The sequence below is a fragment of the Halolamina sediminis genome (assembly GCF_001282785.1).
Taxonomy (GTDB): Archaea; Halobacteriota; Halobacteria; order Halobacteriales; family Haloferacaceae; genus Halolamina; species Halolamina sediminis.
Window position 1 is genome coordinate 675125 of sequence record NZ_CVUA01000001.1, and the last position, 22262, is coordinate 697386.

Annotated in this window: 22 protein-coding genes; 11 read left to right on the forward strand and 11 right to left on the reverse strand. The window is 68.6% G+C overall.

From position 1 onward, the window contains the following. Window positions 1-364: 364 nt before the first annotated feature. The 5 genes from BN1959_RS03465 to BN1959_RS03485 form a co-directional block, all read right to left on the reverse strand. Entirely contained in the window at window positions 365-1441 is a 1077-nt protein-coding gene (locus tag BN1959_RS03465; RefSeq protein ID WP_053947321.1) for an aminotransferase class I/II-fold pyridoxal phosphate-dependent enzyme, read from the reverse strand. 49 nt (window positions 1442-1490) lie between these two features. Then, window positions 1491-3158, reverse strand: coding sequence for an ABC1 kinase family protein (locus BN1959_RS03470; RefSeq protein WP_053947322.1), 1668 nt, complete (start codon window positions 3156-3158; stop codon window positions 1491-1493). A gap of 56 nt (window positions 3159-3214) precedes the next feature. Continuing rightward, window positions 3215-3568, reverse strand: a complete 354-nt coding sequence (locus tag BN1959_RS03475; protein WP_053947323.1) for an Hsp20/alpha crystallin family protein — start codon at window positions 3566-3568, stop codon at window positions 3215-3217. A gap of 159 nt (window positions 3569-3727) precedes the next feature. Further along, the gene (locus BN1959_RS03480) at window positions 3728-4633 is read right to left on the reverse strand and encodes a DUF106 domain-containing protein (protein ID WP_053947324.1); all 906 of its coding nucleotides are present in this window, start codon (window positions 4631-4633) and stop codon (window positions 3728-3730) included. An 85-nt stretch (window positions 4634-4718) separates the two neighbouring features. Next, complete coding sequence (locus BN1959_RS03485) at window positions 4719-5351, reverse strand: adenylate kinase (RefSeq protein ID WP_053947325.1); 633 nt, start codon at window positions 5349-5351, stop codon at window positions 4719-4721. Window positions 5352-5443: 92 nt separating this feature from the next. On the opposite strand from BN1959_RS03485, the gene BN1959_RS03490 reads away from it, so the two are divergent. Both BN1959_RS03490 and BN1959_RS03495 read left to right on the forward strand, forming a co-directional pair. Further along, the gene (locus BN1959_RS03490) at window positions 5444-6079 is read left to right on the forward strand and encodes a class I SAM-dependent methyltransferase (protein ID WP_053947326.1); all 636 of its coding nucleotides are present in this window, start codon (window positions 5444-5446) and stop codon (window positions 6077-6079) included. A gap of 27 nt (window positions 6080-6106) precedes the next feature. Beyond that, entirely contained in the window at window positions 6107-6532 is a 426-nt protein-coding gene (locus BN1959_RS03495; protein ID WP_053947327.1) for a hypothetical protein, read from the forward strand. Between the two features lie 15 nt (window positions 6533-6547). On the opposite strand, the gene BN1959_RS03500 is transcribed toward BN1959_RS03495, so the two are convergent. Beyond that, window positions 6548-7570: a GNAT family N-acetyltransferase gene (locus tag BN1959_RS03500; protein ID WP_202594635.1), complete on the reverse strand. Its 1023-nt coding sequence runs from the start codon at window positions 7568-7570 to the stop codon at window positions 6548-6550. After that, window positions 7567-8835: a Glu-tRNA(Gln) amidotransferase subunit GatD gene (gene gatD / locus BN1959_RS03505; RefSeq protein WP_053947328.1), complete on the reverse strand. Its 1269-nt coding sequence runs from the start codon at window positions 8833-8835 to the stop codon at window positions 7567-7569. Before gatD ends, BN1959_RS03500 begins: the two co-directional genes overlap by 4 nt. A 128-nt stretch (window positions 8836-8963) precedes the next feature. Here gatD and BN1959_RS03510 point away from each other — a divergent pair, with 128 nt between their 5' ends. From BN1959_RS03510 to BN1959_RS03520, 3 genes are all read left to right on the forward strand, one after another. Next, complete coding sequence (locus BN1959_RS03510) at window positions 8964-9446, forward strand: hypothetical protein (protein WP_053947329.1); 483 nt, start codon at window positions 8964-8966, stop codon at window positions 9444-9446. A 618-nt stretch (window positions 9447-10064) separates the two neighbouring features. Continuing rightward, window positions 10065-11165: a pyridoxal phosphate-dependent aminotransferase gene (locus BN1959_RS03515; protein WP_053947330.1), complete on the forward strand. Its 1101-nt coding sequence runs from the start codon at window positions 10065-10067 to the stop codon at window positions 11163-11165. Between the two features lie 153 nt (window positions 11166-11318). Then, the gene (locus BN1959_RS03520; protein WP_053947331.1) at window positions 11319-11684 is read left to right on the forward strand and encodes a DUF5830 family protein; all 366 of its coding nucleotides are present in this window, start codon (window positions 11319-11321) and stop codon (window positions 11682-11684) included. Between the two features lie 21 nt (window positions 11685-11705). Here the strand turns inward: BN1959_RS03520 and BN1959_RS03525 are convergent, their stop codons facing one another. The 3 genes from BN1959_RS03525 to BN1959_RS03535 are packed head-to-tail and all read right to left on the reverse strand — an operon-like array spanning window position 11706 to window position 13963. After that, on the reverse strand, window positions 11706-12503 hold the full coding sequence (locus BN1959_RS03525; protein ID WP_202594636.1) for a class I SAM-dependent methyltransferase: 798 nt from the start codon (window positions 12501-12503) through the stop codon (window positions 11706-11708). Window positions 12504-12542: 39 nt separating this feature from the next. After that, complete coding sequence (locus BN1959_RS03530; RefSeq protein ID WP_053947332.1) at window positions 12543-13202, reverse strand: HVO_0476 family zinc finger protein; 660 nt, start codon at window positions 13200-13202, stop codon at window positions 12543-12545. A 53-nt stretch (window positions 13203-13255) separates the two neighbouring features. Next, the gene (locus tag BN1959_RS03535; protein WP_053947333.1) at window positions 13256-13963 is read right to left on the reverse strand and encodes a helix-turn-helix domain-containing protein; all 708 of its coding nucleotides are present in this window, start codon (window positions 13961-13963) and stop codon (window positions 13256-13258) included. 127 nt (window positions 13964-14090) lie between these two features. Here BN1959_RS03535 and BN1959_RS03540 point away from each other — a divergent pair, with 127 nt between their 5' ends. Then, window positions 14091-14429 carry a hypothetical protein gene (locus tag BN1959_RS03540; RefSeq protein WP_053947334.1) on the forward strand — a complete coding sequence of 113 codons (339 nt, stop codon included), beginning with the start codon at window positions 14091-14093 and terminating at the stop codon, window positions 14427-14429. Between the two features lie 84 nt (window positions 14430-14513). Here BN1959_RS03540 and BN1959_RS03545 read toward each other — a convergent pair whose 3' ends face one another. Then, entirely contained in the window at window positions 14514-14960 is a 447-nt protein-coding gene (locus tag BN1959_RS03545) for an NYN domain-containing protein (protein WP_053947335.1), read from the reverse strand. 163 nt (window positions 14961-15123) lie between these two features. Here BN1959_RS03545 and BN1959_RS03550 point away from each other — a divergent pair, with 163 nt between their 5' ends. From BN1959_RS03550 to BN1959_RS03570, 5 genes are all read left to right on the forward strand, one after another. Continuing rightward, window positions 15124-16713 carry a S8 family serine peptidase gene (locus BN1959_RS03550; RefSeq protein WP_053947336.1) on the forward strand — a complete coding sequence of 530 codons (1590 nt, stop codon included), beginning with the start codon at window positions 15124-15126 and terminating at the stop codon, window positions 16711-16713. Between the two features lie 212 nt (window positions 16714-16925). Then, window positions 16926-19268, forward strand: coding sequence for an amino acid permease (locus tag BN1959_RS03555; protein ID WP_053947337.1), 2343 nt, complete (start codon window positions 16926-16928; stop codon window positions 19266-19268). A 45-nt stretch (window positions 19269-19313) separates the two neighbouring features. Continuing rightward, a complete protein-coding gene (locus BN1959_RS03560; RefSeq protein WP_053947338.1) occupies window positions 19314-20204 on the forward strand; it encodes a rhomboid family intramembrane serine protease in 891 nt (296 codons plus the stop codon). 57 nt (window positions 20205-20261) lie between these two features. After that, window positions 20262-21062, forward strand: coding sequence for an endonuclease V (locus tag BN1959_RS03565; protein ID WP_053949307.1), 801 nt, complete (start codon window positions 20262-20264; stop codon window positions 21060-21062). 93 nt (window positions 21063-21155) lie between these two features. Next, window positions 21156-21986: an SDR family oxidoreductase gene (locus tag BN1959_RS03570; RefSeq protein WP_053947339.1), complete on the forward strand. Its 831-nt coding sequence runs from the start codon at window positions 21156-21158 to the stop codon at window positions 21984-21986. Window positions 21987-22262: the final 276 nt, after the last annotated feature.

Here is a 22262-nt window from a genome sequence, read left to right on the forward strand (position 1 = left end):
TCGCTTGGAGCGTGTTGCCGTGACTGTGTGATGACTGATTCCGGCTCGCGAGCGACCGCGACTGCCGGCGTCGTTTCGCGCGCACCCTCCAGGCCCGCGAGCGCGTCGAGTCGACGTGGCGTCGTCGCCGTCGATGCGTTCCAGTTCTCAGCCGAGACCGACCGATACCCCACGAACATAGATATGTCCCGGAGGTATCGCTCGACGCTCGGCGATACGTTATGCGTATGGGTAATCTCTTGGGTGTCCCGGCCCACCTAGTAGATATGGCCACGAAACAGCACTCCGTCGGTATCGACCACGTGACCGTCGTGCCCGGGCCGGCGGCGACGGCCGACGACGGCGACGACGACGAGGACGAGAACTAACGGTTCTCGATCACGTCGCCGACCCGGTCCAGCCCCTCTCGGAGCTCCGGGGTCGGGAGGCCGAACCCGATCCGGAAGCGGTTCTCGTAGGGGCCGAACAGGTGCCCTGGCGCCAGCACGACCGAGGCCTCCTCGACCACGACGCGGCAGAACTCCTCCGCATTCTCGAACCCGTCGGGGACTGTCACGAACCCGTTGACGCCGACCGGCTCGTGCCAGTCGAGGCCGTGCTGGTCGATCCAGTCGGCGACGATTTTGCGGTGTTTCGTGGCGAGGTCGCGGTTCTCGCGTAGGATATCCTCCTCCTGCTCGCCCAGCGCCTGTTTCGCGACGTGCTGGCCGAACAGTGTCGGCGAGATGGTCGTGTAGTCCTTCCAGCGCCACGCGCGCTCGACCACGTCCGCGTCGCCAACGACCCAGCCGAACCGTAGCCCCGCCAGCCCGTACGCCTTCGTGAGGCTGGTCGTGGAGATGCCGTACTCCCCGAGCGCCGCTGCCGGCGTGATGGGCGCCTCGGCGAGCAGCCGGTACACCTCGTCACAGAGCAGGTACGCGTCGTGCTCGGCCGCGAGGTCGTACAGTTCGCGAACGCTCTCCTCGTCGTGGTAGTTCCCGGTGGGGTTGTTGGGGTTGTTGAGCACCACGACCGCGGTGTCGTCGCGGATCGCTTCCTGGACCCCGGCCACGTCGACGCTCCAGTCCTCACGGTTCAGGGGAACGCGGGTCACCTCCCCGAACGCCTCGGGGACGGCGTGCAGCGCCTGGTACGTCGGCGTGACGACGACCGCGTGGTCGCCGTGCTCGGAGTTCAGCAGCGAGAGGAACGTGAGGAAGTTCGCCTCCTGCGTGCCGACGGTGAACAGCACCTCCTCGGCGCTCCGCCCGTAGCGTTCGCCCACGTCGGCGCGGAACTCGGGGTCGCCGTTGGTCGGGATTACGTACCCCAGCTTCCCGGGGTCGAGGTCGAAGCGGTCGGCCGGCAGCGAGCGGATCCCGCTCTCGGCGAGCATGATGTCGGCCTCGTGTTCGTACTCCGCGAACCAGCGTTCGAGGCCGAACGGGGAAACGTCCATACGGGTTCTGTGTCGCCGGCCGGCAAAAACCACCTGCTGCCGGCGACCGTTACTTCTGCTCGCGCTCCCGCATGTTCTGGCGGGTGAACTGCGGCGTCGCCCGGACCGACCGCTGCTTGCGCCGGAACGAGCGCCACAGCGCGAACACCAGCGGTGCGATCACCGCGAGGATGCCCGCGGAGACCCGCCAGTCCTGTCCGAACGCGTAGATCAACGCCGCCGAGAGCACGCCCGCGGCGACGAAAATCCCCAGGATCAGCCGCTTCGCGAGGTCCCGGAACACGTCGTCGCCGTCCTCGACGTTGATGTTGACCGTGAGGTTCTCCCCCTCGATCCCGTCGAGCACGCGGTCGAGCTTCGGGGGAACCGACACCAGCGCGCCCGCGGTCTCCTGAGCCCGGTCGGCGGCGTCGCTCGCGATCCGGCGGGCGGTCTGCTCGCGGTACCCCTGCTCGGTGAGGTAGTCGGTCGCGACGCTGATGAAGTCGAACTCGGGGTCGAGCGTGACACACACCCCCTCGACGACGGTCGCGACCCGGAGCACCAGCGCGAGGTTCCGCGGCAGCCGTAGCGGGAACTCGTAGATCGTCCCCTCGACCTGCTCGATGATCTGCTGGACGCGGTACTGCTCGATGTCCTCGCCCCGGGCGTCCTGGATCGCGAGCTCCATCACCCGGCCCATGACCTCGCGGTCGGCCTCCGGCGAGAGCGTCCCCATCTCGACCAGCGCGTCGAGGATCGCGTCGGTGTCCTGCTCGGCGATCGCGACGTAGAACTCCACGATCTTCTCCTGGATGTACGGGTCGACCCGCCCGCTCATCCCGAAGTCGTAGAAGATCACCGCGCCCTCGTCGTCGACCGCGAGGTTCCCGGGGTGGGGGTCGGCGTGGAACACGCCGTCCTCGATGATCATCTGGAGGTAGATGCGCTGGAGTCGCGTCGCGAGTTCGGTACGGTCGATCCCCTTCGCGTCGAGCTCGTCGATATCGTTGATCTTCGTTCCGGGCAGGTACTCCATCGTCAGTACCGACTCCCCGGAGGCTGCCTCGTGGGTGTCGGGGATGCGGATATCCTCGTTGGCCGCGAAGTTCTCGCTGATCTCCTCGAGCATCACGCGCTCGCGGCCGTAGTCCATCTCCTGTCGGATCGTCTTCGAGAACTCCTCGGCCAGGTTCGACAGCGAGAACGAACTCGACTCGTTGACGAAGAACACGATCACGGGCAGCGACCAGCGAAGCACCTTCAGATCGGCGTTGACCAACGGGACGATTCCCGGTCGGCGCACCTTCACGGCCACCTGCTTGCCGTCGTGCACTGCGCGGTACACCTGTCCGAGACTGGCGCCGCTGATCGCCTCGCTGTCGAACTCGTCGAACGTCTCCTCGACCGGACCGAGCTCGTCTTCGAGCACCTCCTTTGCCTCCGCCCAGTCGGCGGGCGGCACCTCGTCCTGCAGGCTCGAGAGCACGTCGACGTACTCCGGCGGGAGGATGTCCGGCCGCGTCGACAGCAGCTGGCCGAGCTTGATGAACGTCGGGCCGAGCGTCAGCAGCGTTTCGAGTAGCGCCTCGGCCCGCCGGACGCGCGTCTCGCTGTCGACGCTGCGGCTCCGCCCGAACAGGAGGAACCGCTTGCGATCTCTCGCCCACGCGAACAGCAGGGGGAAAAAGCCCTTGAGGACGACGAGGAACCGCCAGTAGGCACGGAGAGAGACCAGTCTAGATCACCCCATCCTCGGGCGCGTCGGTTCGGGGCTGGCGGTCGGTCCGAGCATCAGGCGTCGTCGATGTCGATCGACTCGGCGGGGCCGGCCGAGCGCTTGGGGACGGTGACGGTGAGCACGCCGCGCTCCATCGACGCCTCGGCGTCGGTCCCGGCGTCTGGCGGGAGCGGGATCTCGGCGTCGAGGAAGAGTGGCCGATCCTCCCGGACGTAGTCGAACTCGCCGCCGAACGCCTTCTCGCGGCGCGCTTCGACGTGGAGCCGACCCCCCTCGCTCCGCAGATCGGTCGTCTCGGCTGTCGCCCCCGGCAGGTCGATCACGAGCCGGTAGGCGGACTCGCTCTCGAGCAGGTCGGCGAACACCGCATCTGGGAGCTCTTGGAGCGCCTCGCGAACTGTGTCCATGCTCGGAGTATGGGGCGGAGTGTCGAAAAAGCCGGCGGTGGTGGCGCGACACCACGTTGGCGGACAACCGTGGTGGTGGTGCGACTGAGCGACGATGTTCAGCCGTGACGATGGCCCGACGAAGCAGCGACGGATCGAGAGAAAAGTGGCGAGACCGCGTCAGGTCGACGGCGTCATCTCGATGTTGAGCGCCTTCTGGATGATCTGGATCGACGCCGTCGAGCAGAGGAAGTACCAGAAGATCCACGGCCGGATCGGCCCGAGCATCGGCTCGGTCCACTCCAGCGTGCCCCAGATCGGGAACACGACCTCTGTCAGCACGTGGTGGCTGCTCGCGCCCCGGGCGCCGATCGCCCAGTACATCCAAAGGAACACCGGGATGGTGAGGAACATGATCCACGCCATCGGGCGGAACTGCTCTTTGAACATGCCGAGCTGGTCGCCCATGGCCTCCATCTGCTCCTCCTGGATCTCCTGCATCGCGGCGTCGTCACCGCGCTCCTTGGCCTCCTTCCGGCGCTCTTGGATGTCCTTCATCCGGTCCTGGTAGGCGCTCATCTTGTCCATATCCATCAGGAGCGCGCGCAGTACCGTGGAGTAGAGGCCGGTGGTCATCGCCAGCAGCAGCACGACCGCGTAGAACGGCAGCACGTCGAGCAGCGGGCCGAGCCCGAGGTCCAGCGTCTCGCCTACGGCGTTCCGGATCGGGGTGTACGCGTACCCGACCATGAACAGCAGCGTGCCGACCCCGGCCAGCTTGTCCCACTTCGACCAGGACGTGCTCTCCACGTCGTCGAGGTCGACCGAGGAGCTGGTGAGGTCGTCGTCGTCACCCTCGAGCGCCTCACGGACGGCGTCGGGGTCGTCGATCCGGAACCCGGTGTCGCCCTCGACGAGCACCTCCTTCTCGATCAGCCGGCCCCACTGGCCGCTCTCGATCTCGCCTTTCACGTCCGTCCAGCCCACCTCGCCGTCGTCGGCGCGGTCGAGCACCGTCTCGAGGACGTCCCGTATCTCGGGGTCCTCCGAGACGAGTTCGCGGACGCGCTTCTCGGTCCGTACCATTGACTCGGCCTTCGCTACCAGGCGTTATGAAGCTTTTACTTGTCGCTGCAGAACGGCGGCGGCGAGAAAGCCGCGCCCGGCCGGCTCAGTCGTCGCCGTCGACCGCGTCGGTCAGCCGCCCGAACACGTCCTCGGGTGCACCCTCGCCGTCGATTTCGACGAGCTCGCCGGCGTCGCGGTACTGTTCGATCACCGGCTCGGTGTTCTCCTCGTACACTTCGAGGCGCTCGCGGACCACGTCCTCCTCGTCGTCGTCGCGCTGGTGGAGGTCGCCGCCGCAGGCGTCACAGACGCCTTCCTCCTCGGGCGGGGCGAACTCGACGTGGTAGTTCTCGCCGCACTCCGTACAGACCCGCCGGCCCGTCAGGCGATCGACCAGCGTCTCCCGGTCGACGTCGAGGAAGAACACGTAGTCGAGCTCGGTCGCGTCGTCGAGATACTCGACCTGGTCGAGGTTGCGCGGGTAGCCGTCGAGGACGTAGCCGTCTGCATCCTCGAGTGCGGCCGCCAGCACCTCGTTGACGACCTCGTCGGGGACGAGTTCGCCCGCCTCCATGAAGCTGCGGGGCGTGCCGTACTCCGTCTCCATGTCTTTGTTCGCCCGCAGGGCGTCGCCCGTCGAGACGTGGTCGAGGTCGTACGTCTCACAGAGCTTCTTCGCCTGCGTTCCCTTGCCGGCGCCCGGCGGCCCCAGCAGCAGAATGTGGTGGTCGGCCATATCGAGTCGGACTCGGGCCGAGCATAAAGGCTTGAAGAAAGCGGCTGGCGACGGCGCGGTAGCGTTTTGGTCCCGTCCGTCGAGATGGCCCTGTGACCGACAGTCCGCGACGGATCGACGACGAGGACGTCGACGTAGCTCCGACAGTCGAGACGTACGCCGCCAACGCCGAGCGGTTCGTGGAGAAGTACCGCGAGTGGAGTCTCACGGCGCTGCACGGCGAGGCGTTCCGCGACGCGCTCCCGAATCTTGCCGGCCGGCCGCCGCGCGTGCTCGATCTCGGCTGTGGCCCGGGCGCCGACAGTGCAACGTTCGTTGATGCCGGCCTCGATGCGGTCGGACTGGATATCACCCGGCCGTTCCTCCGTGCGGCTCGCGACGACGTGTCCCGGGCGCGCTTCCTGCAGGGCGACATGCGGCGGCTCCCGGTCCGGGACGACGCCGCAGACGGCCTCTGGAGCAGCGCCGCGTTCCTCCACCTCCCGCGCTCGGACGCGGCGTCGACCCTCCGCGAGTTTGCTCGCGTCCTGCGTCCGGGCGGGCCGCTGCTGCTGTCTGCGAAGGCACGGGAGGCCCACGAGCAGGACGCGATGGAACTGGCCGACGGGCGACGGTTCACACTCTGGCGGGAGGCGCCACTCGAACGGCAGCTCGCCGACGCCGGGTTCGAGCCCGAGCAGATCAGCGACGAAGAGGAGTGGCACACGTTCCTCGCGGTCCGGGACTGATTAGTCGCCGGCCGCCCGAGAGCCGGTATGACCCGCTTCGACGCCGATACGCCGACCGATCGACGGAAGCTGTTCGCCGACGCCGTCACCGCCCACCGCACCCGCGGCAGCGCGTTTCTCACGATCGAGGCCGCCCCGCCGGAATCGCCCGCGTTCGATCCGGACGGGGAGGACGAGGGGGACGAAGAGGAGCCCCAGCCGTGGCTTCAGTTCGCCGAGAAGACGTTCAACCTCGACGTGACCGACGCCGAACTCGACCGCATGAAGGCGCTGGTCGACGAGTTCCCGGAGTTCCGTATCGACGAACTGGAGTCGCCCGACACCGCCGAGGGAACCAACGTCCGGATCACCGCCCGCTCGGACGCCAACCGCCTCGCGGACTTCGCGGACCGGGTGTTCCGCGACGTGTACGAGCGCGAGGAGGGGTACCGCGCGTGGGTCGTAGCGGTCTGATCGCGGACCGACGCGCTACGCCCAGTGGCGCTCGGTCAGGTCCGCCCGCATCACGAAGTCGGGCTCGTCGCCCACGTCGACGCCCGCTAGCGCGGCGTCGCTGACCCACTCGACGGATTCGGGAATCAGCACGCGCGTCGTGTCGGCGCCGACCGCGGCGGCGTCACGACTGATCGCCGCCAGCAGCGCGTCGCAGGAGTCGGGTCCTTCCCACGCTGCCACGCCGTATTCTCCGCGGACCGTGGTCTCGCCGTCGTCGTCCTCGCGCTCGCTGGTCCGGGCGCGGAACGCGAAGCCGCCGACTCCGCCGTCGGGCGCCGAGACGACGAGCAGGCGATCGTCCGCGGCTGCCTGCCGCAGTCGGTCCCGGGTCAGCTCCGACAGCGCCCACGATTCCGAGTCGTCGAGCGCGAGCCCGTCGAGCGCGTCGCGGGCGCCCGCGTCGGTCCAGAACCCCCACGTGGCGTCGGGGTCGGCGCCGGTCTCGCCCGCTGCGTCGGTCCGTGCGGTCGCTTCCGGGTCCGGGTCGGGCTGCACCCACCGGAACTCGGTACCGGGGTCGAAACCGTTGAACCGCGAGGCACCCAGCCCGCCCGTGTTCCACGAAAAGACCATGTTCCGGGCGACGCGTCGGCCCGTCTCGTACAGCCAGTGGAAGCCGGCGTCGTTCAGCGCCCGGGAGAGCCCCCGGCCGCGGTACTCGGGATCGACCCGCATCGCCTGCATCCATCCTTCGTGTTCGCTGAGCCCGACCGCCTGACAGATTCCCACTGCGCGGTCGTCGGCTACCTCGTCGACGTCGTCGGGGTCGACGGCATCCACGTCCTCGGGCGCCGGCGGCGACGCGGTCGTGTCGACGGCGACGAAGGTTCGCGTGTCCGGGTCGTCGGACTCCATCCACCGCGGGAACGCGTCGGGGATGTAGTCGCCGCTCTCCCACGTGTCGGCGGTGAACGCGGCGACTGCGGGGTAGTCGCCGGGGACCGCTTCCCGGACCACGATCTCGTCGTCGTCGGCGTAGTCGATTCCCCCAGTCACGTCCAGGGCTGTGACTCCTCGGTGAGCTCGCCTTCCAGATCCCGGCCCATCGCGTCCGCGGGGTTGTTCGTGTTCGCGAGCGCCCACATCAGCTTCACCTTCGCGGTGCCGGGGAGCGTGTCGCCCGACTCCACGACGCCGGCGTCGAGCAGGTCCCGCCCGGTGTCGTACACGCGGTCACAGACCCGCCCCTCGAGACACTGGGAGGTCATCGCGACGGTCGTGCCGTCCTCGACCAGTTCTTCGAGCCGCGGGATGATGTCGGTGTGGACGTGGCCGAGCCCGGTCCCCTCGACGATCACGCCGTCCTTCCCGTCGAGGTAGTCCCACGCCGCCGGATCCATCCCCGGCGTCGGCTTGACGAGCTCCACGTCGGTCGCGAGCTCGGAGTGGATCGCGAGCTCCCCCTCTCCGCGGGCGGTGTAGTCGTCGTGGAAGGAGACGCCGGCAGCGTCGCCCTGCCCGTCTTTCGCTCTCTCGTAGTCGACGGTGCCGAGCGGCTCGCCGCCGACGGTCTCGAAGGCGTCACGGCGGGAGGTGTGGTTCTTCCGGACGCGCGTGCCGCGGTGGAGCGCGCAGTCGTCGTCGGAAGGGGTGGCGTGCATGCAGACCATCACCTCGGCGGCGTCGGCGGTCGCCGCCTCGACGGCACAGACCGCGTTCATCACGTTGTCCGAGGAGGGCCGGTCCGCCGAGCGCTGGCTGCCGGTGAACACGATCGGGACCGGCGTGTCGAGCATGTACGACAGCGCGGCCGCGGAGAACTGCATCGTGTCGGTGCCGTGCATCACGACCACGCCGTCGGCGCCGGCCTCGATCTCCTCTTTCACGGCTTCGGCGAGCTCCTGCCAGATCGCGGGGGTCATGTTCTCGCTCAGGATGTCCGCCACGACCCGGCCGCGGTAGTTCGCCCGCCCCGCGAGTTCGGGGACGGCCCGCAGCACGTCCTCGGCGTCGAAGCGCGCGGTGACGGCGCCGGTGCGGTAGTCGACGGTGGAGGCGATGGTGCCGCCGGTCGAGACCAGCGCAACCGTCGGCAGGTCGGCGTCGAACTCGATCTCGGAGGCTTCGCCGCCGGCCTCGCTCTCTTCGATGTCGTACACGCCGGACTCGACAACCTCGACGTCGGCTTCCTCCCGGCTGATCCCGACGTTGTAGCCGCCGTCGAGCTTGAGCACGAGATGGTCCTCGTCGGTCGTGGGCATCAGGACGCCCTCGTCGGTCGCGTCGTCGTGTTCGACGCGGACACGGTCCCCTGGGTTCATGGGCGGAACTTTCCGTCGGTCGGACTTCAAACTGCTTCTTTGGGCGGGTCTTCGGTTGCTTGGCAGTCCCCCGGATCCACCTGCGAGCGGGCGCAAGACCCATGCCCTCGGGCGTCCCACGTCGACCCATGCAGCGCTCCCTCGAACGCGACGACGAGACGACCGCCGAGGCGGAGGCGTCGAGCGACGGCGGCCGGCTCGCGAGCGTCCGGCGGCGCGTCGGTCGCGTCTTCTCGATCCGCGGGTTCCTGCTCGCGCTCGCCGTCGTCGTCGCGGGCGTCGCCGTCGGCGGCGCGATCGGCGGGTTCGTTCCGTTCCTGGGGACGGTCGGCCGGATCGTCGGCGTGTTCGCGGCGACGTTCCTCCTCGGCGCCGTTCGCTCCCACCAACAGTACCTCGAAGTCGCCGTCGCGGGCGCGGCTGTCGCGGCGGTGCTGGCGGTGACGCAGGTGTTCAGCGGCGTGTTCCTTCCGATCGGCGTCGAGTGGCTCCAGCAGTACGGGCTGGCGCTGGGGGCGATCGGCGCCGGCAGCGGCGCGGTCGCATCGGTGTTGGGGCACTACTTCGGCCGTGACCTCCGTGACGGGCTGACGAAGTCGATCGAGGGGTAGGCGGCGACTTCGATAGCGTCTCGACCGTCGACCGTTCGGTCCGGGAGTACCCGGACAGCGACCGCAACAGCAGCTCGTTCGTCGACTACTTGCGACCGCAGTGCGCCGGGCACGAGGCCCGGCGCGGCACCGAGTCCCCACCCCTCCCCCCGCGCTCGCCGACCGCTGGCAAGCGCGAGGCGTCCACCGCCACCGCACCGCCGTGGCTGTTGGCGCGCGACGTGAGCAGGGCGGGATCGGCGGTCCCGCTGGCAGTGCGGGCGACGCGTGGGTCGCCCGCACGACGCCTCCGTGGGCGAACGAGCGCGCGAGGTCCTCGCGAGTGAAACGAGCGAGGGCACGAGAGAGCTTTGCTCTCTCGGAGGACGAGCGAACGGACGTGAGCGAGTCGGCTGGGGAGGATTGTGGGCTGTGCGGCGCGGTTGCAGTCACAAGTGGTCATGCTCACTCCGCGGTGATGTTTGCGGCTGAAAACCAAACTCCGCAGTCGTGTTCGTAGTCCCCCCGGTATCCCCTGCTTCGGAGCCCTGGACACCACCGTCGACCTAGACCCACCCAGCCAAAAATCCGACTACCTGCTCCGAAAACGGCATACCCCCGCCACCCACACCACTCCGCATGGAGTACGAGGAGCCGAAGTTCTTCCAAGTGATGGGCTACGTCGGCGAGGCCGAGCACGACGTGGTCGACATGGTCAGCGGCAATCCCGACTGGGAGCCCCCCGAGGCGCTCCGTGAGGGGCTGAAAGAGTACGCCGAGTTCGAGCCCGACCGCTTCCAGTACCCGCCGAGCGACGGCACCGCCGAGCTCAAAGCCGAGATCGCCCAACGCCGCGGCGTCGACCCCGAACGGGTGGTGATCACCAACGGCACCGGCGAGGCGAACTACCTCGGGATGGCCGCCGCGCTCGAACGCGACCTCGGCGACGAGGTGCTGTTGACCGATCCGGTCTACCCCTACTACCCCGGGAAGACGCGGATGCTCGGCGGCGAGCCGACGTTCGTCCCCGCCAACCGCGACGGCAGCCTCGACGTGGCCGCCTACCGCGAGGCGATGAGCGACGACACCGCGCTCGTGGTGCTCAACACGCCGAACAACCCCACCGGCGCGGTGTACGACCACGCGAAGGTCGAGGAGATCGTCCGACTCTGTGAGGAGCACGACGCCCTCGCAGTCGTCGACGAGGTGTACGACCACTTCGACCTCTCGGGGACGTTCGAGTCCGCGCTCACGATCGACTCCGACCGTCGGATCGTCACCTCCGGCTTCTCGAAGTCGCTGGCGATCACCGGCTTCCGTGTCGGCTACGCCATCTTCCCCGAGTGGCTCGCCGAGAACGCGAAAGCCCGCCACATGCTGGTCAACGTCGCGACCACGCGCCCGGGCCAGCACGCGGTCCTGCGCGGACTGGAGGGTGCCGACGCCGCCTACTACGAGGCGGCCCGTGAACTGGTTCGCGAGCGCGTGGACACGTTCACTGACGCGCTGGACGCCGCGGGCGCTGAGTACACCCGCCCCGACGGCGCGTTCTACGTAATGGCCCGCTTCGACGGCTACCCCGGAACCATGGCAAACGTCGAGCGACTCATCGACGAGGCCGGCGTTGCCGGGATGCCCGGTGAGGGGTTCGGCGAGGCGTACGACGACTGGCTCCGCTTCGCGCTGGTGACGCCGCGGGTCGAGGAGGCGGCCGATCGGTTAGCGGAGTTCTTCGCGTAACACCCTTTTGGCTGCCTTTGTTCGGCTCTCGCCGATGGCGGTCCCACCGTCGGCTGGCCACCGAGAACGGTCGATAAACTAGATATCGGGATATCGAAAGAGGGTCGACACCGCCACACAACGCTCAAGCGCCCCGAGCGAGAACGCCCGCCAGTGTCGACCCGCGAGGAGAAACGCGAGCTCGGCCTCGAACTGCTCGCCCATCTGGAAGACGAGGAGCTCTCGCTGGCGGAGACGATTGACCGGCTGGAGGCGGTCACCACCAGCCCCGCGCTCACCCGGCAGATCCTCGACGACGCCGAGAAGCGCGGGCTGATCGAGCGCGAGGACGGCCGGCTGCGCACCCGGACCGGCGGCACGTTCGTCCGGTTCGAGAGCGGGGTAGTCGAACGCGAGGGCGACTACGACTGCCGACGCTGCGGCGCGAGCATCTCGACGGGTCACTTCGTCCAGTTCGAGAGCGGGGAGTTGGGGCCGTTCGGTCCTTCCTGCGTGCGGAAAGTGCTCGGACGAGAGTAATCCCTCCGCCGGCGTTCGGATCTACCGTTCGCCAGCGATCACGTCGACTGTCGCATCCTCCTCGTACGGCTCGTCGAACTCGGTCAGTCGCTCCCGGACCGCACTCTCGAAGCGCTCGCGGTCGTCGCCGAGGACGGCGGGCGAGCAGAAGGAAAGCGAGAGCAGGTAGCCGACCACGCCGTCGGCGTCCCACTCGCGTTCGACGTCGAACACGCATTTCTCGGCGCTGAAGCCGTGCTCGTCGAGCAGATCGGCCCACGACTCGTCGTACTCGACGGGGCCAGTGCGTTCGGGCGGATCGTCGAGGTACTCGGTGAGGACCTCGTACACCGCGTCCTGCCAGTCGGCGGTGCCGCGGGCCAGCCACTCGGTGTCGCTCAGCAGCGCGACGCCGCCACCGGCTTCGGTGATGTCGTACAGCGTGTCGAGCGTCCGCCCCTGGTTCATCCAGTGGAACGACCGGCCCATCACGGTCAGTCGGAGCGGGTCGAACTCGTCGGCCATCGCCGGCAGGTCGGCGTCGCTGCCGACCCGCCACTCGGTGTTCTCGGCGCCGACGACGCTCGCGCGTTCGCGGGCGTGGTCGAGCATCGCCTCGTTCGGGTCGACGCCGACGACTTCCTCGACGTGGGGCGCCAGCGTGACGCCGAGGCGGCCGGTACCACAGCCGAGGTCGAGCAGCCGGCCGGTGCCGTCGAGGAACCGCTCGCGCAGGGCGTCGATGGCTTTGTCGTCGTACTCCGGACGATAGACGGCGTACTGCTGGGCGGTCGTCGCGAAGCGTGCCGCCGGATCGTCGGTCGTCGCATAGTCGCTCATGAGGAGAAACGGGGGGACCGATCGGAGAAATCGCTTCCGCTACCAGGCCGACCAGGCGCTGGTCCGCTCGTCGCGGCCGAAGACGCGCTTGATGTCCTTCGCGAACGCGAGGTCGCCCTCGTGGTCGAGCTTCTTGTGTCGGTAGTCGTCCGCGATCGCGTCACGGAGCTGGAGGCTGTCGACCGTGAACTCGTCGTCGCCGAGCTCGTGGCTCTCGCCGACGACGAACTCGAAGTCGCCCGGGAGGAACACCTTGGTGCTGCGGGACTGCTCGTTGCGCCCGTCGCCCTCTTTGGGGTGGATGGTGACGTTGACGCCGACGTTGTCGACGACGCGGGTCCAGACGGTCTCGACCTCGTCCATCTCGGCGTGTTCGGTGCGGCGCTCGGGGCCGACCTCGATGCTCGTGACCTCGACCTGCTGGATCGCCGCCTCGGTCTCGACGACGAACTCGTCGCCGGCCTCGACCGACTCCTCGCTCTCGGCATCGAGGGTGGTCTTGTACGAGTCGCCGTCCTGTGAGACCACCACGTCGACAGTGATCTCGTCGGGGGTCTCGATCGTCTGCTTGTGGACGTGGCCACACTCCGTACAGCGAACCGTCGACTGCCCGCCCGGCGACAGCACCTCGTGGACCGTCTGCTCGTGGGGCGAGCAGGACGGACAGGTGAGGGGGACGCGCTCGGCTGAATCGCTCATACCCGTGGTTCCCGTTCGAGCGGTTTAAGCCCGCGTTTTCGCGGGTCGGCTACTCACGGGAGCGCCCGCAGGTCCGCCAGCATCTCGTCGAGATCCTTCGTCGACGCCGCGAGCGAGAACCCGTCCCGCTTTGCGAGCGTGGGCGCGTGGTCCCACACGTCCTCGGGCTCGATCCCGTGGAGCACGACCGCGTTGGGCGTCGGCGTCAGCACGCGCAGCGCCACCAGCGGCGACTCGCCGCGGGTCACCTCGGTGAACACGAGCGCACGATCGGTCGACTCACCGTAGAGGCGGTAGAACTCCTCGCTGGAGAGGCGGGTGATTGCCTCGATGCTGTCGATCACGGTGTGGCCGTTGACGTGCTCGGCGCCGCCGTCGGCGAGTTCGGTCGCGCCGGTGGCCTCGTAGAACTCGGCCATCGGGACCGCGCGGGTGTACTCCCGGAGATCGAGCACGATGTCGCTCTCGAACCCCGCGGTCACCACCCGCGCGTACTGGCGGATGTGCGCGCCGCCGCGGGCGGCGTCGATCGCGAGCAGTCCCTCCACGAGCCGGCGGACGACGCCGATCCCGGGGCTCTCCCGGCGGCCGCTCTCGTAGTCCGAGACGACCGACGAGGAGACGCCGAGCTCCTCGGCCAGCGCCGTCTGGGACACCTCGAAGTCGGTGCGCCACTTCCGCAGCGTCGCGCCCGGGTCGTCGGAGATCACCACTTCGCCGGCGATCCGGCGGGCGAGTCGGCGCTCTGCGTTCTCGGTCACGGCTGTGGCTGGGTGGGGGACTGAGAAAGGCGTATCGGAGCGGTTCGTCGGGGCGGCGTCGGTGAGCGGTTCCCAGCGACTAGAAACCATAACGAACATTAATGTAGTATCCGCCGGCTTCTCCCGTATGGACCTCGATTGGCAGGATTCCGGTGGGTACGTGGCGATCGGCCTGTTGGCGATCGTGCTGGTACTGACGCTGGCGGGCGTCGAAACGATCGCGGGGTACGAACTGTTAGCCGCCGGGCAATCGGCGTTCGGGTTCCTCGCCGCGGGCAACTTCAGTCTCGGCGTGTTGTCCGCCGGTATCTTCTCGGTCGGGGTGTTCTCGGTCGGGGTGTTCTCGGTCGGAATCTTCTCGATCGGGATCTTCGCCGTCGGGCCGTTCGCCTTCGGGATGTATGCAGTCGGCTTCTACGCGGCGAAACAGCTCGGTGAGTCCCCGAGCCGTGACGACTCCGACTAGCGGGGCTCGCTTCCCACCTCCACGAACCGCCGGTCGAAAAGACTGTGAGTACCCCCGCTTCGGGCCGGACACCCCCGAACCGGCCTACTCCTCCAGCGTCACACTCTCGTCGGCCGCCGACCGCAGCGCGTCCGAGCGCCCGTAGCTCCCCGGCGCGATCGCCAGCGTCCGCACGCCTTCCCGCCCGGCCAGCTCCAGCGCGGGCTTGAAGTCCGTGTCCCGTGAGGCGATCGCGACGGTCTCGACACCGTTCCGGAGCACGAACTCGGCCACGTCGACGGCGAGTTTCACGTCGACGTCGCCGCTGGTCGTGATCACCTCGAACCCGTGAGCCTCCGCCGCCCGGATCAGACTGCCCGGCGCCTGCTCGTTCAGGTAGAGCCGCGCCGACACGACCCGGCTCGAGGCGGCCGCGGCCGCACGCACGTCGTCCAGATCCACGTCGAACTCGTCGCGTAACACGTTCGGCCCGTCGACGAACAGCGCAACCCCCTCTCGCTGCTCGCCGAACAGCCGCCGCACCCAGTCCATACATCTGCCTGCGCCCGCCCCGGGATATCGCTTCCGGGACTCGTCGATCGTCGTGCGAACTGATGATAGAAACCGTTTCTAAGAATAATTAACGAGCTAACAAGAAATATTCGGACTTTTTCGATAGAAATATAAGTTCGATCTTCCGTTGTGATGGCACACCATGTCAGACGGTGACAGCAGCCAACGCGGTCGACGGAGCGTTCTGAAAGGTATCGGCGCGCTGGGCGCCACTGCGGCCTTTGCGGGCGTGAGCACCGCGACCCCGGGCCGCGGCGCCGGGCCGAAGAAGGAGGAGATCCTCGTCGGCGTCTCCGCGACGGCCGACGACATCACGAGCACCGTCGCGAACTACGTGCCGGGCAACGCCGAGGTCGTCCACAGCAACGACACGCTGCACTACGTCGCGGTGAAGTTCCCGAGCACGGCCGCCGATAAGGCCCGAGAGAACTTCATCGAGGCCATCACGAAGAAAGACCACATCAAGTACGCCGAGAAGAACGCCACCCACGAGGCGCTGGCGACGCCGAACGATCCGCAGTTCGGCGACCAGTACGCGCCCCAGCAGGTGAACGCGCCGACGGCGTGGGACACGACGTTCGGGAGTTCGGACGTGACGATCGCCGTCGTCGACACGGGCGCACAGTACGACCACCCGGACCTCGCGGGCAACTACGCCAGCGACCCGGGACAGGACTTCGTGGATAGCGACGGTGATCCGGCGCCGGACGACGCCCAGAGCGAGTACCACGCGACCCACGTCTCCGGCTGTGCGGCGGCGGTCGTCGACAACGGCACCGGCGTCGCCGGGCAGGGGAACTCCACGCTGATCAACGGCCGCGCGCTGGACGAGAACGGCAGCGGCTCCACCGCTGACATCGCCGACGCGATCCAGTGGGCCGCCGATCAGGGCGCCGACGTGATCAACCTCAGCCTCGGCGGTGGCGGCTACACGGAGACGATGAAGAACGCGGTGAGCTACGCCACGAACAACGGCGCGCTCGTGACCGCGGCGGCGGGGAACAACGGCTCCTCGTCGGTCTCCTACCCCGCGGCGTACTCCGAGTGTCTCGCGGTCTCGGCGGTCGACGACGGCGAGAACCTCGCGTCGTTCTCCCAGTACGGCAGTTCGGTCGAACTCGCCGCCCCGGGCGTCGACGTGCTCTCGACGACGACGGAGACCCGCGGCGGGTACGAGCAGCTTTCGGGCACCTCGATGGCGACGCCGGTGGTCTCCGGCGTCGCCGGCCTCACGCTGGCCCAGTGGAACTCGCTCTCGAACAGTGACCTCCGGAGCCACCTCAAGAATACGGCCGCCGACATCGGGCTCTCCAGCGACGAGCAGGGGAGCGGGCAGGTCGACGCCGCGGCAGCAGTTACCACCGAGCCCGGTAGCGGCGGCGGGGACGGCGGCGACGGCGGCGACGGCGGCGACTCCACGTCGTCGTCGGTCAGCGGTAGCCTCTCGGGCTACTGGGACTACGACGACTACAGCTACGCGTGGAACTACAGTAGCCCCTCGCAGGTCGTGATCGAACTCGACGGCCCCGCTGACGCCGACTTCGACCTCTACGCCAACACCGGCACCACCGCGAACGCGACGCCGAGCGACTACGACTACGGCTCCTACACCGCCGACAGTCAGGAGACGATCGTGATCGACGCCCCCGACGACGCCACGGAGCTCCAGGTCGACGTGGACTCCTACAGCGGTTCGGGGAGCTACACGATGACGGTCACCGAGTACCAGTAACGTCGTCGGGCCCTCGCCCGGCCCGACCCGGCAGGTGAGGGCGAGGAACCGGGAAGGACGACGGCGGCAACCGACAAAAGGTCAGACAGCCCACACAGCGTCCGTCACCCGGAGGATTTTTTCTCGTACCTGTTACAGTGTCGGGGTATGTCTGTGACACCACGCCATGTGGGTCATACCGCCGCCCGCGTGACGGCGATGGGTGGTCTAACGTGGTAGAACGAACTCGTACCCTCGGCTTCCGCGTCGCGTTCGCGCTGGGGCTGGGCACGATGATCGCAGCGGGGATTTTCTCGCTGTCCGGGACCGCCGTCTACCGGATCGGCTCCAGCGCGGTCATCTCCTTCGTCATCGCGGCACTGGTCGCGAGCATCACCGCCGCGGCGTACTCGGAGTTCGCGTCGATCTACTCCGAGAACGGCGGCGGCTACCTGTTCACCTCCCGCACGTTCGAGGAGCGGGACCTGCTGACCTACGCCATCGGCGCGTCGCTGTTTCTGGGGTACACGGGAACGACCGCCTTCTACCTCGCGACGATGGACGAGTGGTTCTTCCTGTTCATCCTCCCCGAGTCGGTCGGGTCGGTGCTCCCCCACGGGACGGTCGGGATCACTGCCGCACTCCTGCTGGGAACGCTGAACGCGCGGGGGACCGAGGAGTCCGGCGCGTTCCAGGTGATCGTCACGGCGGCGAAGGTGGCGGTCCTGTTCGTGTTCATCGGCGGCGCGATCAACTTCGCCGGCCCCGGGCAAGCGACCGCGACGTTCACCGGCAGCTTCGGCAGCGTGATCGGGCAGTCCACCGACATCCTCTCGGTGGCCGCGCTGGCGTTCATCACCTTCTTCGGCTTCTCCGCCATCGCGGCCTCGGCGGGCGAGATCATCGACCCGAAGAACACGGTGCCGAAAGCGATCGCGGCCTCGATCGTCACGGTCACTGTGCTCTACACGTTCGTCATCGTCGCGATGGTGAACACGCCGGAAACCATCGCCGGCCAGCCACGCGGCGAGGTGCTACAGGCTGGCGAGACCGCGATGGGGAAAGTCGCCGCCGCGTTCCTCGGTCCGTTCGGGCAGCTACTGATCGTCGCGGGCGCCGTGTTCTCGATGGTATCGGCGTCGAACGCGTCGATCCTTGCGGCCTCCGGAATCGGCTCGCTGATGGGCCGGCAGGGCGACGCCCCCCGAAAGCTCTCCCGGATCCATCCCGACTACGGGACGCCGTTCTTCTCGGTGAGCGCCGCGACCGCGGTGATCGCGGGGCTGATCTTCGTGTTCATCACGCTGTTTGGCCACCACGGCCTGCTCGGCAGCGTCGACGTGGTCCCGACGCTCGGTCTCAACCCACTGACAGGGTTCGCGACGTTCAATCTCCTCGTGCCGCTGTCGGTGGTGAACATCGCACTGATCTACTCCCGGCGGAACAAGCCCGATCTCACCCGCGGCTTCGAGATGCCGCTCGTTCCCTACCTCCCGATCCTGGGGGTGATCGCCAACGTCGCGCTGGTGTACAAGCTGCCGACCCTCGGCGTGATTATCGGGGTCGCGCTAACGCTGACGGTCGTCGGCGCCTACGTCTTCTGGGGCGGCGCGCCCGAGGCCGAGGAGCTGGTCCACGAGGCCGCGGGTGAACGCCAGGTGATCAGCTCCGTCGGCGACGCCGGCGGGGGCCGGACGCTCCCGAGCGTCGACGACCGCTTCACGGTGCTGGTGCCGGTGAACCGCCTCGAGCGCGCGGTCGACCACGCGCGGTTGGCTTCGCGCATCGGCGAACTGTACGACGGGGCGCCGGTCGTGAAGGTGCTCAACACCGTCGACGTGCCGGATCAGGCCGACTCGACGGCGTTTCTGGACACGGCCGAGGAGCGCATGCGGAAGCTGGAGTCCGAGCTCGCAGCGATCGAGGACGAGGTGTCGGCTGACCTGCTCGCGGAGGGGCACGTCTCCCGGGACGTGGCATTCGATATCCTTCAGACCGCCCGCGACGACGAGGTCGACCGCATCCTGATGGGGATCCCCGAGGAGCACCCCCACATCACCGAGCAGGTGGAGTACGAGGCGCCGTGTGACACGCTGTTCGTCGGGGGCGGGGAGCAGCCCGACGACCTCTCGCGGGTCACTATCGGCGCCGGCGGCGGCCCGCACCACAACGCGCTGCTCGACCTGGCCGAACGGCTGGGCGACGTGGGGAGCCGCATCGACGTCGTGAGCGTCGAGCCGGAGGGCGAGAGCGGGATCGCGGAGGACGTCGAGCCGACGCTCGCGGTGTTCGACGACGACGAGGACGTCCACGTCCACAATCTCGCCGGCGAGAACATCGCGGCGACACTGGTCGAGCAGGCCGCCGAGCGCGACGCAACGCTGATAATCGGCGCGACCCGAACCCGGTTCCTGCGCCAGTGGGTGTTCGGCTCCACGACCGACCGCGCGGTGTCGCTGGCCGAGGAGCAGGGCGTGCCGGTGATCGTCTACGCGACTGCCGCGGCCGGCGGCTACCGTGGCCGCCTCAGCGAGGCGCTGTTCGCGCCGTACCGCTACCTCCGCAAGCACCTGTAGCCGAGAGCCCCAGACCTATTAGCCGTGCCCGCCAACCTCGGCGTAATGGCGACGTGTGACGAGTGTGGGAAGCAAGAGAACATGCCCTACGAGTGTCGCCGGTGTGGCGGCTCGTTCTGTGCGGAGCATCGACTCCCGGAGAACCACGACTGTCCGGGGCTGGAGTGGGACGACCCCGTCGGCGTGTTCGATCAGGCCGAGGAGCGCGACGCCGGCAGGAGCGGGGGAAGCCGCGCCGGCCTCCGACGCCGTGCGCGCTCGCTCTGGCGGAGCTACGTACAGAACAACGCGACGTTCGTGTTCCTGCTGTTGATGTGGGTGGCGTGGGTGATCCAGCTCGCGCTCCGCGTCTTCGCGCCGACGCTGGAGCCGACGCTGTTCTGGCTCCAGTCCGAACACCCCGAGTACGTCTGGACGTGGGTCACGTCGGTGTTCGCCCACGGCGGCATCGTCCACATCGCGGCCAACAGCATCGGGATCTTCTTCTTCGGCCAGGTGGTCGAGCGCCGCATCGGCACCAAGCGCTTCGTCGGGCTGTTCCTCGTCTCGGGGGCGGTCGCCGGGCTCGCACAGATCGGGGCGAGCATCGCGCTCTCCCCCGGCATCCCGACCTCGGTCGTCGGCGCCAGCGGGGCGCTGCTGGCGATCATGGGCGTGCTCACCATCTTGAACCCGGGGCTGACCGTCTACCTCTGGTTCTTCCTCCCGGTGCCGATCTGGGCGCTCACCATCGGCTTCGCCGCGCTCAGCCTGCTCCAAGGGTTCGGGCAGATCGCCGGCGGCGCCGGGATCGCCCACTGGGCCCACCTCGCCGGGCTCGCGATCGGGCTGGCCTACGGGCTGTACGTCCAGGACCAGGTCGAGCCGCCGAGACAGCTCCAGTTCGGCGGCGGCCGTGGACCGGGCGGCCCCGGCCGCGGCGGCGGACGGTTCTGAGCCGTGGTACTCGACCGACCCGAGTTTCGCCCCGACCCGGCGCTCTCCCGTGAGGAGATGGAGGCGCTCCAGCGCGAGATCGCCGATGCAGCCGTCTTCGCCGACGACCTCCCGTTCGATCCCGCGACTGTCGGTGTGGACGGGCCAGTCGAGGCCGACAGCACCGGTAACGAGCGGCTCGGCAGCAGCGACGCGCCGGTGATCGTTGGGGTCGACCAGTCGTTCCTCGAGGAGCGCGCGGTGTCGGCGATCGTCGCGGTGCAGGACGGTGCCGTGATCGAGCGGACCCACGCGGTGACGCCGCTGTCGATCCCCTATATCCCGGGCCTGCTCGCGTTCCGCGAGGGCGGGCCGATCCTCGCGGCGTTCGAAGCGCTCGCCGTCGACCCCGACCTCGCGGTGTTCGACGGCTCCGGCCGGATCCACTTCCGGCAGGCCGGGATCGCGACCCACGTCGGTGTCGCGCTCGGCCTGCCCAGTATCGGCGTCGCGAAGAACCTCCTCTGTGGGACGCCCGCCGAGCCCGTCGATGACCGTCCCGCGGGCTGGTCGACCCCGATCGAGGCCGACGACAGCGTGGTCGACCGACGGGAGACCACGGAGAAGCGAGCGGGGAGTGAAACGACCCGCGAGCAGGATGTCGAGGCGCACGCGGGCACCACGATCGGCCACGCTTACCAGTCCCGACAGTGGGATCGGAATCAGTCGATCAACCCCCTGTACGTCTCGCCGGGCCACCGCGTCTCGGCGTCGACGACGGTCGAGTTGGTGGACGCGCTGTGTGCGGGGTACAAGCTCCCCGAGCCGACCCGGCTCGCGGATCGCTACGCCGACGACGTGAAGGCAGAGCACGAGTAGCTCGCGCTGCCCTCTGTCCGGCGCGGCTCCTCGTGCCGCGCCGACCGGCTCCCTTTGCGCACACTTAACCCTCGGCCCGCCCAGCCTCCAGCCATGCGACCGGAGACGGTGCTGATCACTGGCTGTTCGTCCGGCATCGGCCGCGCCACCGCCGAGGCGTTTCTCGACGACGGGTGGACGGTGTACGCGACCGCGCGGGACACCGACGATATCGCCGATCTCGAGGCCCACGAGAACTGCGTGGTCGACGAGCTCGACGTGACCGACGACAGCGACGTGCGCAACGTCGTGAACCGGATCCTCCGCAACGAGGACCGGATCGACTGTCTGGTCAACAACGCCGGCTACGCCCAGTTCGGCCCGACCGAGGAACTGCCCGTGGAGGCCGTCGAGGACCAGTTCGCGGTGAACGTCTACGGCCCCCACCGGCTCACGCGGGCGGTGCTCCCGCACATGCGCGAGGCTGGCGCGGGGACGATCGTGAACCTCTCCTCGGTGGCCGGGCGGGTGTCGATGCCCGGCGGCGGCGCCTACTCGGGCTCGAAGTTCGCGCTGGAGGCGATGACCGACTCGCTGCGCTGGGAGGTCGAGGGCCACGGCATCGACGCGGTGCTGATCGAGCCCGGCCCGGTCCGGACGAACTTCACCGACCGCGCGAGTGAGGAGAGCGACGCGGCCGAACGGACCGGCGCCTACGAGTGGTTCTGGTCGGCGTTTGAGGACACGCAGGTGCTCGGCGGCGACGGCCCCGGCGCGGTCGAACCCGAGGCCGTCGCGACGACGATCGTCGACGCCGCGAACCTCACGGACCCGCCCGCGCGGATGCCCGTGGGGACGTTCGCGACGCTGTTGGTGAAGAGCCGGTTCGTCCCGGACTCGGTGGTCGATCTGGGGATGCGGTTCGCGCGGAAGCGGTTCGATTAAGCGGAGTTCGGGTGCGAAGTTCTCTCGATTTTCGTGGCGCGTATGTGATGCAGCGGATCGTTCTCACCGTCGCTCTCTTGGAAGCAGCCGCAACCGCGAACAGCAACAGCAGCTTGATCGTTGGCACCTTGTGACCGCACCGCCCGCACAGCCCTCGACCCTCCCCAGCCGACTCCCTCCTTCGCTTCGCTCAGTCGGTCGTCCCTCGCGCTCGGTTCGCGTCCGTCGACGCGAACGCTTCGCGCCGACAGCCACCGCGGTGCGGTGGCGGTGGAC